General features: G+C 65.8%; 15 protein-coding genes. 11 read left to right on the top strand and 4 right to left on the bottom strand.

All coding sequences use genetic code 11. The features are described from left to right. The 6 genes from AC3IFE_RS03440 to AC3IFE_RS03415 all read left to right on the top strand — a co-directional run. The coding region (locus tag AC3IFE_RS03440; protein WP_489189604.1) for an IS5 family transposase at nt 1-440 on the top strand (440 nt) is incomplete at its 5' end. 361 nt (nt 441-801) lie between these two features. Next, nucleotides 802-1,500, top strand: a complete 699-nt coding sequence (locus AC3IFE_RS03435; protein WP_489189603.1) for a T6SS immunity protein Tli3 family protein — start codon at nt 802-804, stop codon at nt 1,498-1,500. A gap of 34 nt (nt 1,501-1,534) precedes the next feature. Continuing rightward, complete coding sequence (locus tag AC3IFE_RS03430; protein WP_089469445.1) at nt 1,535-1,792, top strand: PAAR domain-containing protein; 258 nt, start codon at nt 1,535-1,537, stop codon at nt 1,790-1,792. Next, nucleotides 1,789-3,201: a hypothetical protein gene (locus tag AC3IFE_RS03425; protein ID WP_489189602.1), complete on the top strand. Its 1,413-nt coding sequence runs from the start codon at nt 1,789-1,791 to the stop codon at nt 3,199-3,201. Before AC3IFE_RS03430 ends, AC3IFE_RS03425 begins: the two co-directional genes overlap by 4 nt. Further along, nucleotides 3,198-3,701: a hypothetical protein gene (locus tag AC3IFE_RS03420; RefSeq protein ID WP_489189601.1), complete on the top strand. Its 504-nt coding sequence runs from the start codon at nt 3,198-3,200 to the stop codon at nt 3,699-3,701. Before AC3IFE_RS03425 ends, AC3IFE_RS03420 begins: the two co-directional genes overlap by 4 nt. Before the next feature lie 183 nt (nt 3,702-3,884). Further along, on the top strand, nt 3,885-4,349 hold the full coding sequence (locus AC3IFE_RS03415) for a thioesterase (protein WP_489189607.1): 465 nt from the start codon (nt 3,885-3,887) through the stop codon (nt 4,347-4,349). 46 nt (nt 4,350-4,395) lie between these two features. On the opposite strand, the gene AC3IFE_RS03410 is transcribed toward AC3IFE_RS03415, so the two are convergent. From AC3IFE_RS03410 to AC3IFE_RS03395, 4 genes are all read right to left on the bottom strand, one after another. Further along, nucleotides 4,396-5,448 (bottom strand): AI-2E family transporter, encoded by a 1,053-nt coding sequence (locus AC3IFE_RS03410; RefSeq protein ID WP_089469269.1) that lies wholly within the window; start codon nt 5,446-5,448, stop codon nt 4,396-4,398. A 233-nt stretch (nt 5,449-5,681) separates the two neighbouring features. Next, nucleotides 5,682-6,266: a BPSL1445 family SYLF domain-containing lipoprotein gene (locus AC3IFE_RS03405; protein WP_301738542.1), complete on the bottom strand. Its 585-nt coding sequence runs from the start codon at nt 6,264-6,266 to the stop codon at nt 5,682-5,684. 64 nt (nt 6,267-6,330) lie between these two features. Beyond that, nucleotides 6,331-6,717, bottom strand: coding sequence for an ElaB/YgaM/YqjD family protein (locus AC3IFE_RS03400; protein ID WP_089469271.1), 387 nt, complete (start codon nt 6,715-6,717; stop codon nt 6,331-6,333). 285 nt (nt 6,718-7,002) lie between these two features. After that, nucleotides 7,003-8,874 (bottom strand): ExeM/NucH family extracellular endonuclease, encoded by a 1,872-nt coding sequence (locus tag AC3IFE_RS03395; RefSeq protein WP_489189600.1) that lies wholly within the window; start codon nt 8,872-8,874, stop codon nt 7,003-7,005. A 206-nt stretch (nt 8,875-9,080) separates the two neighbouring features. Between AC3IFE_RS03395 and AC3IFE_RS03390 the strand changes: the two genes are divergently transcribed. From AC3IFE_RS03390 to AC3IFE_RS03370, 5 genes are all read left to right on the top strand, one after another. Beyond that, nucleotides 9,081-9,434: a YciI family protein gene (locus AC3IFE_RS03390; RefSeq protein ID WP_489189599.1), complete on the top strand. Its 354-nt coding sequence runs from the start codon at nt 9,081-9,083 to the stop codon at nt 9,432-9,434. Nucleotides 9,435-9,559: 125 nt separating this feature from the next. After that, nucleotides 9,560-9,979, top strand: a complete 420-nt coding sequence (locus AC3IFE_RS03385) for a YciI family protein (protein WP_301738544.1) — start codon at nt 9,560-9,562, stop codon at nt 9,977-9,979. A gap of 26 nt (nt 9,980-10,005) precedes the next feature. Next, on the top strand, nt 10,006-10,422 hold the full coding sequence (locus AC3IFE_RS03380) for a VOC family protein (protein ID WP_301738545.1): 417 nt from the start codon (nt 10,006-10,008) through the stop codon (nt 10,420-10,422). Continuing rightward, on the top strand, nt 10,419-11,687 hold the full coding sequence (locus AC3IFE_RS03375; protein ID WP_175976797.1) for an RNA polymerase sigma factor: 1,269 nt from the start codon (nt 10,419-10,421) through the stop codon (nt 11,685-11,687). The genes AC3IFE_RS03380 and AC3IFE_RS03375 overlap by 4 nt, the downstream gene beginning before the upstream one ends. Nucleotides 11,688-11,901: 214 nt before the next feature. Next, the gene (locus AC3IFE_RS03370) at nt 11,902-12,324 is read left to right on the top strand and encodes a rubrerythrin family protein (RefSeq protein ID WP_006479492.1); all 423 of its coding nucleotides are present in this window, start codon (nt 11,902-11,904) and stop codon (nt 12,322-12,324) included. The last annotated feature ends 102 nt before the right edge of the window (nt 12,325-12,426 follow it).

The following is a 12,426-nucleotide window of genomic DNA, read 5'->3' as shown; positions in this document are numbered from 1 at the left end:
CTCGACCCGGTTCGAAGCACCACATCGTCACCGATGCCAACGGCACGCCGCTTGCCGCGATCCTGACCAGCGCGAACGTCAACGACGTCACGCAATTGCTGCCGCTGATCGACGCGATTCCACCGATTCGCGGATTGCGCGGCCACCCACTGCAGAGACCGCGTGTGGTCTACGCCGACCGCGGATACGACTCCGAGCGACATCGAAAAGCGTTGCGCAATCGTGGTATCGAACCGGTGATTGCCAAGCGTCGTACCGAACACGGCAGCGGCCTTGGAAAATATCGCTGGGTCGTTGAACGCACGCATGCTTGGCTGCATCACTTCCGTCGCCTCCGTATTCGTTTCGAACGCCGTGCCGATATTCACGGCGCGTTCCTCAAACTCGGTTGCTGCCTGATCTGCTGGAATACGCTCCGACGCGCCGAGCAGTCTTTATGAAACCGTCTCTAAGCCGTTCGAGGACTCGAAGAGATATACGGTTGCAGCAACGAAAGATAAGCTGTTTGTCGCCCAAGTGGATTATGGCGATGAAGACGGTGATCCTTACGTGAAAGAATACCCGTTGCTTCCGAATATCGATCTGAGTAAGCCATATCCTCCGGGCGTACGCAGTTCGACATTTTTGGCGTCGAAGAGACCAGGTATTTTTTCAAAGCTTCGCACTCTCTCCGGTCAAGACCGCATCACATGCGACGCATCAATCAAGCCGACCAACCCCGATGCGCCGCTGGTGCGTTAGAACGCGCGTCCCTCGCTGCAAGGAACAACATCATGAAAAATCCCGTTTATGAAAATCCCTATGGTGCGTAATCTCGTCATTGTCGCGCTGATGCTGATGATGCAGGCCTGTAGTACACAAAAGCCGTATTCGTTTAACCTCGCGGACTTTCTGAGCGCCAAGGAACTGCCTTACGACTCGCCACCCCAAGTCATTTACCGGCTTGACAACCACCGGTTCGTGACACTGGAGCGGTATCGTGATTGCTATCACGGCGAGACTTTCTACAACGATACGAAAACAGGTATCCGCAGGAAGCTTGGGCGGGGTACCGTCGAGAATTTCCAGGGGCGAATCATCAATGCCGACTCGACTGGAATGAATCTCGTGTTTCCATCCGCAGTCGCGCCTTATACAGTTTGTGGCGACCGAGGATGCAACCCCGTCATGGCGTACTCAACGGATGGCGGCAACACGTTTCACGGAATGGTGTATGCGAGGCACATCTATAAGCCGTTCGAGGATTCGAGGAGATATACGATAGCGGCAACGAAAGATCGTGTTTATATCGAAAAGCATCGTCAATATGATTCTTATGTCGTTTCATATCCATTGATTCCGGGATTTGTCTACGACGGCAAGAGCGACATACCTGACAGCAAGCATGTCGAATACGACACAACTGTCCCGCTCGGTTTAAGGACGCCATCGGGCCAGGACCGCATCACGTGCGACTCATCAATCAAGCCGACCAACCCCGATGCGCCGCTGGTGCGTTAGAACGCGCGTGTCCCTCGCTGCAAGGAATAACACCATGAAAAATCCCGTTTGTCTCGGTGACTCCACAACACACGGCGGCACCGTCAAAACCGCCTCGTCCACGTTCGCCCTCGACGGCCGCAAGGTAGCCTTGCTACACGACATCGTGTCGTGCCCCGAGCACGGCGATAACCGCATCATCGAGACGGGCGTCGGTTATAGCGAAAGCGGGCGCAGGTGGGTCGTCGATCGGTGCCGCACCGAGTGCGGCAGCCATGTCGTTGCCCAATCGTCGGGAGTGTCGATCGCATGAGCATGCAATGGCACATGCGTCCGCCCTTGCCACGCGTATGCGGCAAGCCGCCGCCGCTATGGATCGCGTTAGCCATCTACGTCGTCATCCAAGCGGCCGGTGTGGTCATCACGGTGCTGACCTGGGGGCCGCAGCCGGTCGCGTCCGGCGACTTTTTTGTGCGCTTGCTGGTCTTGCCGCTTGCGCTGACGGTCGCTTTATGCGGGAGCATCTACAGCGGCTACGAGCAGGAGGTCAACGATACGGACTGGTGGAACTTCCTGTGCCGGGAGACCCAGTCGAGTTGGCGACGCTGGGCGCAGCGGCGCGTCGTCATCGTCGCGAGCACGACACTCACACCGGAGGCCGAACTGGGCGAGCGCATGTTGGGCTTGGAAGGACCGCGTCCGGCGAATGCCGGTAAACGGCTACCGCTGGCGAACCATGACCAGGCATCCAGCGAAGCGCGGCTCGAAGGCGTACTCACCAGCCTGTTGACGCCATTGTCAGCGACGATTGCAGGCGGCGCGCGCACCCGCTCGATGCACGTCTACCTGCAATCGGCAACGCAGGACGATTTGTCCGAGTTGAGGCAGCTTTGGCAGCGCTTACGCCTGCCCGATCTCGTCTCGTTCTCCTGGGTATCGCTCGATACGCCGCTGTCACTCACCGAACCTTGGTTTGGCAACGATCAACCGCCGGCGGAGTTCGTGCTGACCCTTGCTTGCCAACTGCATCGACCTGACCAGGCACCAGCCTGGTCGGAGGCCGCCGTAGCGCTTCTGACTACCTCATCGGACGTGATGCGCAATTACCGTGGCAAGCGCAGGCCGCAGGCGTATCTGTTGCGACCAATCACGGCCGAAGCCGATGAGGTGACAGACGCAACCGCCGCTCTTCTGCGCGCGCAGCAGGTTCCGCCCGACCGGATCAAGCACCTGTGGACGAGCAGTCTACCTGGACATCTCCGGCACGCTACCGCAGCCGCGGTCAAGGACAGCGGGCTCGATTTGCCGACGCACGACCTCGATGAAGCGATGGGTGAGCCGGGGCCAGTCAGCCCGCTGCTGCTGCGCGCATTGGCGGCGCAGATCGTGCAGCACGGCCAAGGCGTACAACTGGTCGCCACGCCGACACGGCACGGTGTGCAACTGAACCTGATTGGCACACAGCTGGCGCCGGTTGAACCCGTCAAGTCCGAGTATTACCGGATGCTCAGTTTGTCTGCGACCATCGGCTTGATGGGGGTGGCCTGTTTGACGATGTTCGGAGCCGAGACGTTGGGCGTCATGAGACCGTGGATCGGCTGGGCGGTGCTGGCGCTCGTGATCCTGATGTTGCCGATCCAGATAGGCGGTTCGATACTGAACCGGCGTCTACTGGAAGACGACTTTTTCAGTGAGTTGCAACGGTCAAAGGAACGCACATGAGTAAGCTCGGGACACGCGATGCGTGGCACGAAATCGAACGCGAGGTTCGCAAGCGGGGCCGGTGGAGCAATCATCGCCGCTACGCCGTACTGTATCTGTTTTGGGTGGGCGCGATTCTCTGTGCGGTGTGGGAGACGATCGTTTGCTGGATGGCTGCACAGGCACTGGATAGCACCTGGCCGTTCATGCCAGGAGCTGGACTGTGGGCTGCGACGCTGTGTTGGGTTGGCCCGGACGCGCTTCGTCACTGGCGACAGCAGGTGGCGATGCGTCTGTATCACGAGGACATCGCCGACGGCTTATGTTCCGACCGGGCCATGCAGATCACGGCGGAGAACGGCTGGGGGTGGTACAAGCAGCAGGGTTCGCCGCTGTGGATCAGTTCGACACGCGTCCGCCCCAAGGTGCGTGTCGCGGACGCCTTCTATCGGTTGTGCGGTGACCTTCCCCTGCCTCGACCCATGCGCGGTCGCGACCTAATCCACCCACTTGACGAGTAGCCATCGAGAGTACTTTCGAGAACCAATTTAGGATTTGTCCCATATATTGTTTCGGCCGCTCTCCTTAAAGTCATTGCCAGCAAACGGCGGCGTGACCGGTGTGTCACGCCGCCGTTTTCATTTGCGCGGCGAACAGGGAGGCGCAACATGCACGCGAAGACAAGGCCGGACGTACTGGCGGGGATGCGCGATCGAACGAAGCGGCGGATCGCCGCCAGGCTGCGGATCGCCGCAACGGGGATCGGCGCCGCGCTCGCGATGTCGGGCGCCGGTGCGGCCGGGCATGCGAACGCGGATGGCGTCGTGCGATTTACCGGCGTGCTCGTCGATCTGTACGACGTGACGTTCGACGCGCCGTCGATCGGGGTATCAAGCCGCGCGACGGCGGCGACGCTCCGGTTCGATGCGCATGGCCGGCGCTTGCCCGGCGCGCACGTGGCGCTCATGGGGCTGGACGGCCAGCCGATTTCCCGGTCGGCGGGAACTGCGATTCGCGCGACTTGGCACGACGCGCGCGACAATCGCATCGTGTCGCTGGAATCCGGGCGCGCGCATCGCATCGGCCCGTACGGCGGCGTGATGACGATTGCGGCGGATGAAGCAACGGGCGCCGTGGCGCCCGTCGTGATCCATATCCGTCATCCTTGACCGGCGAGAGCCGCGCGCATGCGGATCGCCGGCCACCGCCCCCGTGTCATTCGCCCTGTTCGGCGCGCGCGTAGATGTCCCAGCTCGCCATGAACAGCGCGGCGACGAGCGGCCCGATCACGAAGCCGTTGATGCCGAACAGCGCCATCCCGCCGAGCGTCGAGATCAGCACGACCCAGTCGGGCATCTTCGTGTCCTTGCCGACGAGGATCGGGCGCAGCAGGTTGTCGACGAGGCCGATCACGCCGACGCAGAACGCAACGAGGATCACGCACTTCCATACCGCGCCGATCATCAGGAAGTAGAGCGCGGCCGGCACCCACACGAGGCTCGCGCCGATCGCGGGCAACAGCGACAGGAACGCCATCAGCGCACCCCACAGCACGACGCCCTCGATCCCGAGGATCCAGAAGATCAGGCCGCCGAGCGCGCCCTGGACGAGCGCGACCGCGATGTTGCCCTTCACCGTTGCGCGCACGACCGTCGTGAATTTCGCGAGCAGCAGGTTCTTGTGCTCTTCGTCGAGCGGCAGCGCGCGGCGCACGCGGCGGCCGATCTCGCCGCCGTCGCGCAGCAGGAAGAACACCATGTACAGCATCACGCCGAAGCTCACGACGAACTGGAACGTGTTCTGGCCGATGCTGAGCGCCTGGGCGGCGGCGAACTGGCTGATCTGCGCGGCGCCGTCGGTCAGCTTCTTCTGGATGCCGGGGATGTTGGTCAGCCCGTATTTCTGCAGCAGGTTTTGGATCGACGTCGGCAGTGCATGGATGATGTCATGGAAGTACTGCGAATAATTCGGCTGGGCGTCCTTGAGCTCCTGGTACACGTACGCGATTTCCTGCACGAGCGTCGCCGTGACGAACACGAGCGGCAGGATCACGATCAGGATGATCAGCGACATCGTGACGAGCGCGGCCAGATTGCGCCGCTTGCCGAAGCGTGCGGCCAGCCAGCGCTGCACGGGCTGGAACAGGATCGCGAGAATGGTGCCCCAGAAGACCGCGCCGGAGAACGGGGCGAGGATCCAGCAGAGTCCGACGGTGACCGCGAACAGCAGGAAGTAGAAGAATTTTTGGTGATCGTGTCCGCTATCCATGGATGACATTCGCGCAGATTGATGCGTGGTTTGATTGAATCTCGTTGTCCCGCGCGCGATCGGTTCGCGAACCTCAGGTTCGCGCCGCAACGCGCCGCCGGGCGGCCCATGCGGAGTATGCCCGCAAAGGTGCCGCCATCATAGCCGCTGCGTGATGCACATGCGAAAACGCCGCGGCCGAGGCCGCGGCGCTGCCGGGAAGCGAACGCGGCGCGAGGCCGCGCGCCGCATCGTCAGATGTTGAGCTTGGTGACCTTCGTGCCGTTCACCGACAGGTCGCCCATGAGGCCCGCGTTGGTCAGGATCAGCACTTCCACCGGTGCGGTGGCCGTGTTGGAATCGACCGCGCCGTTCGCGCCGACCTTCACGACCGCGACCGACGCGTCGGCGCCGGCCGACCAGCCGTCCGACTTGCGGAACGAGTCGAGCGCATCCTGCGTCATGAACAGGAACACGACCGCCTTCGATTGCGCGCCGGCCTGCAGGCCGACCGACAGCGACGACGTGTTGTAGTAGCCGACGGTGCTGCCGCCCACGCGCAGCGCGCCGTTGCCGGACTGGGCGCCGACGATGAAGCCGGCTTGCAGCACGTTCGGGAACACGAGGACGCCGCGTGCTTTCGAGACCAGGTCGCGCGAACCGGGCACGGTCGAATACAGGCGCGATAACGTCGCGTTCACGCTGGCGTCGATCGACTCGCGCTTCGACGCGCTGGCCGCGGCGCTATCGGGCTTGCCGGACGTGGTCGTGCAGCCGGCGAGGGCGAGACTGCCGAGCATCACGGCAGCGGCGGCTTTCATGGCGAGGGATTTCTGCATGGCGTTTCTCCTTCGTTGTCTGATGAGTGACGGGCGAGGCGGGCGGCGGTGCACGCCGCCCCGTTCAACGGCGGGAAAGCAGCAAGCCCGCAACGAACGCAAGGCCCGCGACGACGCCGGCGGTTTGCCACGGGTTGTCGTGCACGGCCTGCGACACGCGTTCGGCCGATTCGCGCAGCCGGGCGGCCGCGCTGCCCGATGCGTAGTCCAGCGCGCCGCGCGCTTCGTCGAGCCGGGATTGCACGCGCTTGCGCAGCGCGGCGATATCGCCGTCGCCATCGTTTTTCAGCAGATCTTCCAGTTCGTCGACCAGCCCGCGCAGATCGTCGGTCACGTCGTCATGCAGATCGCGGGCAGCCGCGCGCGTCGTGCGGCCCACGCGTCGGCCGGTGCGACGGATATCGGACAGCCCGCGGTCCAGCTTGTGTTCGATCGAGTCGGTAAGCGCCATGGTGTTTATCCTCCTTTGATTCAAGGCAATTTGAAGATAAGAAGAATCGCTGCAACTTATGTGATTCACTTGATCCGATTGAGTTTCGAGACAAATTTTCAATTCGTCGACGGAATCGCCGGGAAGCCCCGTCGCGCGGGGCGGCGCAGCGGTTGAAAAAATTTCGTGCTTCGGGGCGATACAGCGTGTCGAGCAGCGGGTCGCAGTGAAGGTCCGGTAAATATGGCGCCGCCACGGGCATCAGGTAAATAGTGCCGTTGCAGGTTGGTTGTTGATGCAAATGCACTACTCGACGCCCGGTGGAGGCGCACGATTCGTGCCTGATGCCGGCGGGGTGCCGGTGTCGTTCAGTGCGACGTCGATGACGACGGGATCGTGGTCTGACGCGCGGTAGGCGTCCGGCGCGTAATAAGCCGCCCGTCGGGCACGCGTTTTATAATCGGGCACGGGTTGCAGCGCGAGCGGTTCGTCCGCATTGATGTGCCAGAACCGCACGGCCTTCACGCGCGCGGCGAGCGGCGGCGTGGCGAGCGCATGGTCGAGATTGCCGGCTTCGCCGCGAAATACGTAGCTGTACGCAGCATCGCCGACGAAGCGCGCGACCAGGTTCGCGTAGCCGCGCGCTTCGAGCGTGCGGACCGGGTCTTCCTTCGCATAACTGTTCAGATCGCCGATCAGCAGCACACCGTCGGCCGCGACGCCCGTCGGCGACGTGGCGAGCCAGTCGGCGACGCGCGCGGCCGCCCGCGTGCGCGCCGCGTTCCAGCAGCCCTGGCCGTCCGACTGGTCGAGATCGGCGCCGCTCGCATGCGGGCAGTTCTTCGACTTCAGGTGATTGACCGCGACCGTGAGCGCACGCGTGCCGCCGATGCGCCGGAACGTCTGCGCGAGCGGCGGGCGGTGCCGGCCGCCGAGCGAGACGGTGGCGGCGCGCCCGACCGGCTCGACCGTGCGGCTGTCGTACAGCAGCGCGACCGTGATCGCGTCGCGGCCCAGCCGCGCGGTGCCGGGATCGACCGCGCGCCAGCCGTCGCCGAGTTGCGCGGCGAGCCGACGGATGGCGCTCGCGTCGCCGTGGCCGTTGTTCGCGATTTCCATCAGCCCGATCACGTCGGCGCGCAGCGCGCGCAATGCCGCGACGATCTTCGCTTCCTGGCGCGCGAACGCGGCCGGTGTTTTCGCGCCGCGATTGGCCGGCGCGTCGAATCCGCCGCCATGGCCGTCGCCGTTGAAATAGTTGAAGACGTTGAACGACACGATGCGCACGTCGGCATCGGGATGCCGGGCCGGTGCCGCGGTACGCGGGTTCGCGGCGGCATCGAATACGGGCGCCGTGCCGGCCGCCGGTTGCAGCCGCCATGTGCCGTAGCGCAACTCGAGCACGCCTTCGACGCCGCGTACCGTGTAGCCCGCGCGCAGCGTGTTGGCGGCGCTCAGCGCGGGCGGCGGATAGCGGACGGTCGGCGGGTCGCGGCGGTTCGAACCGTCGTCGAGCACGATGCGATTCAATGCGTTGGCCGCTGCCTGCGCGGCAGCGCCGGCCGGCGGCGCGACCTGGGTCGGCACGCGCAGCCGGCCGTTGCTCAGCACGATGCTGCCGTAGCGGCCGAGTTCGTAGGTATCGCTGACCGTCAGCGTTTGCGGCAGGCGTACGCGCATGGCTTCGTGTGCGGCGAGGACGGCGGGCGACGTGACCGGCAGCGTGAGCGCGGCCGGCGTGACCGTCTGCCCGCGGGCGCAGACGGCCACGCGGCCCGTCAGCGTCAACTGCGTCCGGCCGTATCGCTCGTCGACCTTGCCGGTGAGGTGCACGAGATCGCCGGGTTCGGCGCGCGCGTTCGGCGCGTAGACGAACAGGCCTTCCGAAACGCCCGGCCGGCGCTGCCGCCGTGCGTCGGCCTGCTGGACGAAGAAGCCGCCCAAGCCGTCGGCGCCGCCGAACGCCGCGGTGACGACCGCCTCGATCGACGTCGTTTGCCCGGCGAGCGGCGACGGACCGCCGGCGCGGCGGATCTCGGTAATCGCCGTGGCCGCGCCGCCGCAGCCGCTGCTGACTCGCGGCGCGGCGGGGGGCGGTCGGGCGCAGAAGGCCACGGGCAGCACGACGAACAGCACGGCGAACAGCGCGACGGCAAACAGGGGCAGCGGGCGTGACATGGGGCGGTCCACAGGATGAAAATCCGACAGTTCGGGACCGCATCTTGAAGGCAAAATGTCAGGCTGCGGTCGAAATGGCCGTTCGGCCATTGCCGGTTGGCCAACGATGCGGCAAGCCGCTCCGCGGCTGTTACGCTTTCGCACCGGGCATCGTGTACCGCTCGTCCGCTGCATGCCGCCGCGCCCCGTTCCCACAGGAGAAATCCATGTCTTACATGCTGTTGATTGTCGAACCGACCGAACAGCGCGCCGAGCGCACGCTCGACGAAGGCCAGGCGCTCTATGCGCGGATGGTCGATTTCGCCGAGTCGCTGAAGGCGCGCGGCGTGCTGCGCGGCGTCGAGTCGCTGGAGCGGTCCGAGCGCGGCACGCGCGTGCAGGTGCGCGACGGCGAGACGCGGCTGCTCGACGGCCCGTTCGCGGAGGCGAAGGAGATGGTCGGCGGCTTCTTCGTCGTCGACGTCGACACGCGCGAGGAAGCGATCGAGATTGCGCGCCAGTGCCCGGCCGCGCAGTGGTGCACGGTCGAGGTGCGCGCGGTCGGCCCGTGCTTCCTGTGAGCGTCGCGACTCGGTATTTACCCTGATCTGTCGTGGCGCGTGTCGATCCGGCTGTGTTCCGCCCGTCGTCAGGGTAAGGCGCCGCGGAACGGGCGCCGCTTTCCACCGACGACAAGGAGTGAACGATGCGATTCATGATCATGATCCGGGCGAACGCCGTCAGCGAATCCGACGCGTTGCCGGACGACCGGCTGGTCGAGGCGATGACCGTCTATCACGAGGAACTGGCGAAGGCCGGCGTGCTGCTCGACGCCAACGGCCTGAGGCCGAGCGCCCACGGCTGGCGCGTGCGCTACACGGGCGGCAAGGGCACGGTGATCGACGGCCCGTTCGCCGAGACGAAGGAACTGATCGCCGGCTATACGCTGATCCAGGTGCGCTCGCGCGACGAGGCGCTCGAATGGACGCGCCGGTTCCCCGCGCCGTTCGGCGCCGAGCTCGATTGCGAGATCGAGGTGCGGCCGCTGTTCGAGCTCGACGACCTCACGCCGAGCGATGCGGTCGAGCGGTTCCGCGATCTTCACGTCGGCCGCGGCCACGCCTGAATCCAACCTTCCCGGGAGCACCCGTCATGCACAAGATGGTTTTCATCAACCTGCCGGTAGCCGACCTGCCGCGCGCGAAGACGTTCTACCAGGCGCTCGGCTTCGAGGTCGTGCCGGCCTATACCAACGAGCAGGCCGCCTGCATCAGGATCAGCGACACGATTTTCGCGATGCTGCTCGTGCGGTCGTTTTTCCAGACCTTCACCGACAAGACCATCATCGATCCGGCGACGCACATCCAGGTGCTGTCGTGCCTGTCGTGCGACAGCCGCGCCGAAGTCGACACGCTCGTCGCGAAGGCGCTGGCGGCCGGCGGGGCCGCGCCGCAGGCGCCGCGCGAGTATCCGAACATGTACGGCCACGGGTTCACCGATCCGGACGGCCATACGTGGGAGCTGATGGCCATGCCGCTCGATGCGTCCGCCCAGGGGCAGGCGTCGTGACGCATGAGGCCACGCATCGTGCGATCGAAGCGGTCTGGCGAATCGAGGCGCCGAAGATCATCGCGCGCGCCGCGCGCGTGGTGCGCGACGTCGGCGTGGCCGAGGAACTGGCGCAGGACACGCTCGTCGCGGCGCTCGAGCACTGGCCCGTCGATGGCGTGCCCGACAACCCCGCCGCGTGGCTGATGACGGCCGTGAAGCGTCGCGCGCTCGACCGGGTCCGGCAGGAGTCGCTTCATGCGGCCAAGCGCGACCAGCTCGGCCACGAGATGGACGCGCTCGAAGCGCACGTCGTTCCCGACATCGCGGATGCGCTCGCCGACGCGCGCGACGACGACATCGGCGACGACCTGCTGCGACTGATCTTCACGTCGTGCCACCCGGTGCTGTCGACCGACGCGCGCGTCGCGCTGACGCTGCGGCTGCTCGGCGGGCTGACGACGGGCGAGATCGCGCGCGCATTCCTGACGCCGGAGCCGACGATCGCGCAGCGGATCGTGCGCGCGAAGCGCACGCTCGCGGCGGCGCACGTGCCGTTCGAGGTGCCGGCTGCCGATGCGCGGCCCGCGCGGCTCGCCTCCGTGCTCGAAGTGATCTATCTCGTGTTCAACGAAGGCCATGCGGCGACGGCGGGCGACGACTGGATGCGCCCGGCGCTGTGCGACGAGGCGTTGCGGCTCGGCCGCGTGCTGGCCGGGCTCGCGCCGGACGAAAGCGAAGTGCTCGGGCTCGTCGCGTTGATGGAGCTGCAGGCGTCGCGCATGCATGCCCGTGTCGACGCGCAGGGCCGGCCCGTGCTGCTGCTCGACCAGGACCGCAGCCGCTGGGATCCGCTGCTGATCCGGCGCGGCCTCGCGGCGCTGGAGCGGGCGACGAAGCTTGGCGGCGTGCGCGGGCCGTATGCGCTGCAGGCCGCGCTCGCCGCGTGCCACGCGCGGGCGCGGCATGCGGCGGACACGGATTGGGCGCAGATCGTCGCGTTGTATGACGCGCTCGCCGAAGTCGCGCCGTCGCCGGTCGTCGAGCTGAATCGCGCGGTGGCGGTGGGCATGGCGTTCGGGCCGGCCGCGGCGCTCGAACTCGTCGACGTGCTGCGCGACGATCCGGCGCTCGCGCGCTATCACTGGCTGCCGAGCGTGCGCGGTGATTTGCTCGCGAAGCTCGGTCGCGCCGACGAGGCCAAGCTGGAATTCCGCCGCGCGGCGGAACTGACGCGCAACGAGCGTGAGCGCGAATTGCTGCTCAAGCGCGCGATGGATGCGTGACGCGGCCCCCGTGCATGAGCGGAGCGCGCGGCACCGCGCGTCGCCCGCGACCCGCCCCCGGCACTATCGCCCGCATTGAAAAAGCCTATTGGGGGATGCGAACGGAAGCGCCTAGATTGAAGAGCACGACGCGCGCCCGGCGCACGCATCGTTCCCCACATATCTGATCGGCCCGGCGTCGCACGCGGCCGCGCCGACTCGAACGGAGGCGCAAATGGCTCAACTCAAGGGCAGCAAGACCGAAGAGAACCTGAAGGCCGCCTTCGCGGGCGAATCGCAGGCGAATCGGCGCTATCTGTATTTCGCTTCGAAGGCCGACGTCGAGGGGCAGAACGACGTCGCCGCGCTGTTCCGCTCGACCGCCGAAGGCGAAACCGGCCACGCGCACGGCCATCTCGAATACCTGGAAACCGTCGGCGATCCGGCCACGGGCTTGCCGTTCGGTTCGTCGCGGCTGAATCTCGAATCGGCGATCGCCGGCGAAACGCACGAATACACCGACATGTATCCGGGCATGGCGAAGACCGCGCGCGACGAAGGTTTCGACGAAATCGCGAACTGGTTCGAGACGCTCGCGAAGGCCGAACGCAGCCACGCGAACCGCTACACGAAGGCGCTGGACAGTCTCGTCGACTGACGGGCCGCCGCAGGTCGCACGGCATCTCCCGCGCGACCGGCACGCGGCCGGCTGTTCGTTCATCGCCGCCCGCCTCGCGCGGGCGGTGCGCTTGCGCACATG

This window comes from Burkholderia sp. APQ4-4ca (assembly GCF_057837105.1).
This window is presented reverse-complemented; position numbering and strand designations above follow the sequence as displayed.

Excerpts from the sequence above, each read along its gene's own strand:
- AC3IFE_RS03435 (WP_489189603.1), top strand. The coding sequence starts at position 802 with ATGGTGCGTAATCTCGTCATTGTCGCGCTGATGCTGATGATGCAGGCC.
- AC3IFE_RS03430 (WP_089469445.1), top strand. The coding sequence starts at position 1,535 with ATGAAAAATCCCGTTTGTCTCGGTGACTCCACAACACACGGCGGCACC.
- AC3IFE_RS03425 (WP_489189602.1), top strand. The coding sequence starts at position 1,789 with ATGAGCATGCAATGGCACATGCGTCCGCCCTTGCCACGCGTATGCGGC.
- AC3IFE_RS03420 (WP_489189601.1), top strand. The coding sequence starts at position 3,198 with ATGAGTAAGCTCGGGACACGCGATGCGTGGCACGAAATCGAACGCGAG.
- AC3IFE_RS03415 (WP_489189607.1), top strand. The coding sequence starts at position 3,885 with ATGCGCGATCGAACGAAGCGGCGGATCGCCGCCAGGCTGCGGATCGCC.
- AC3IFE_RS03410 (WP_089469269.1), bottom strand. The coding sequence starts at position 5,448 with ATGGATAGCGGACACGATCACCAAAAATTCTTCTACTTCCTGCTGTTC.
- AC3IFE_RS03405 (WP_301738542.1), bottom strand. The coding sequence starts at position 6,266 with ATGCAGAAATCCCTCGCCATGAAAGCCGCCGCTGCCGTGATGCTCGGC.
- AC3IFE_RS03400 (WP_089469271.1), bottom strand. The coding sequence starts at position 6,717 with ATGGCGCTTACCGACTCGATCGAACACAAGCTGGACCGCGGGCTGTCC.
- AC3IFE_RS03395 (WP_489189600.1), bottom strand. The coding sequence starts at position 8,874 with ATGTCACGCCCGCTGCCCCTGTTTGCCGTCGCGCTGTTCGCCGTGCTG.
- AC3IFE_RS03390 (WP_489189599.1), top strand. The coding sequence starts at position 9,081 with ATGTCTTACATGCTGTTGATTGTCGAACCGACCGAACAGCGCGCCGAG.
- AC3IFE_RS03385 (WP_301738544.1), top strand. The coding sequence starts at position 9,560 with ATGCGATTCATGATCATGATCCGGGCGAACGCCGTCAGCGAATCCGAC.
- AC3IFE_RS03380 (WP_301738545.1), top strand. The coding sequence starts at position 10,006 with ATGCACAAGATGGTTTTCATCAACCTGCCGGTAGCCGACCTGCCGCGC.
- AC3IFE_RS03370 (WP_006479492.1), top strand. The coding sequence starts at position 11,902 with ATGGCTCAACTCAAGGGCAGCAAGACCGAAGAGAACCTGAAGGCCGCC.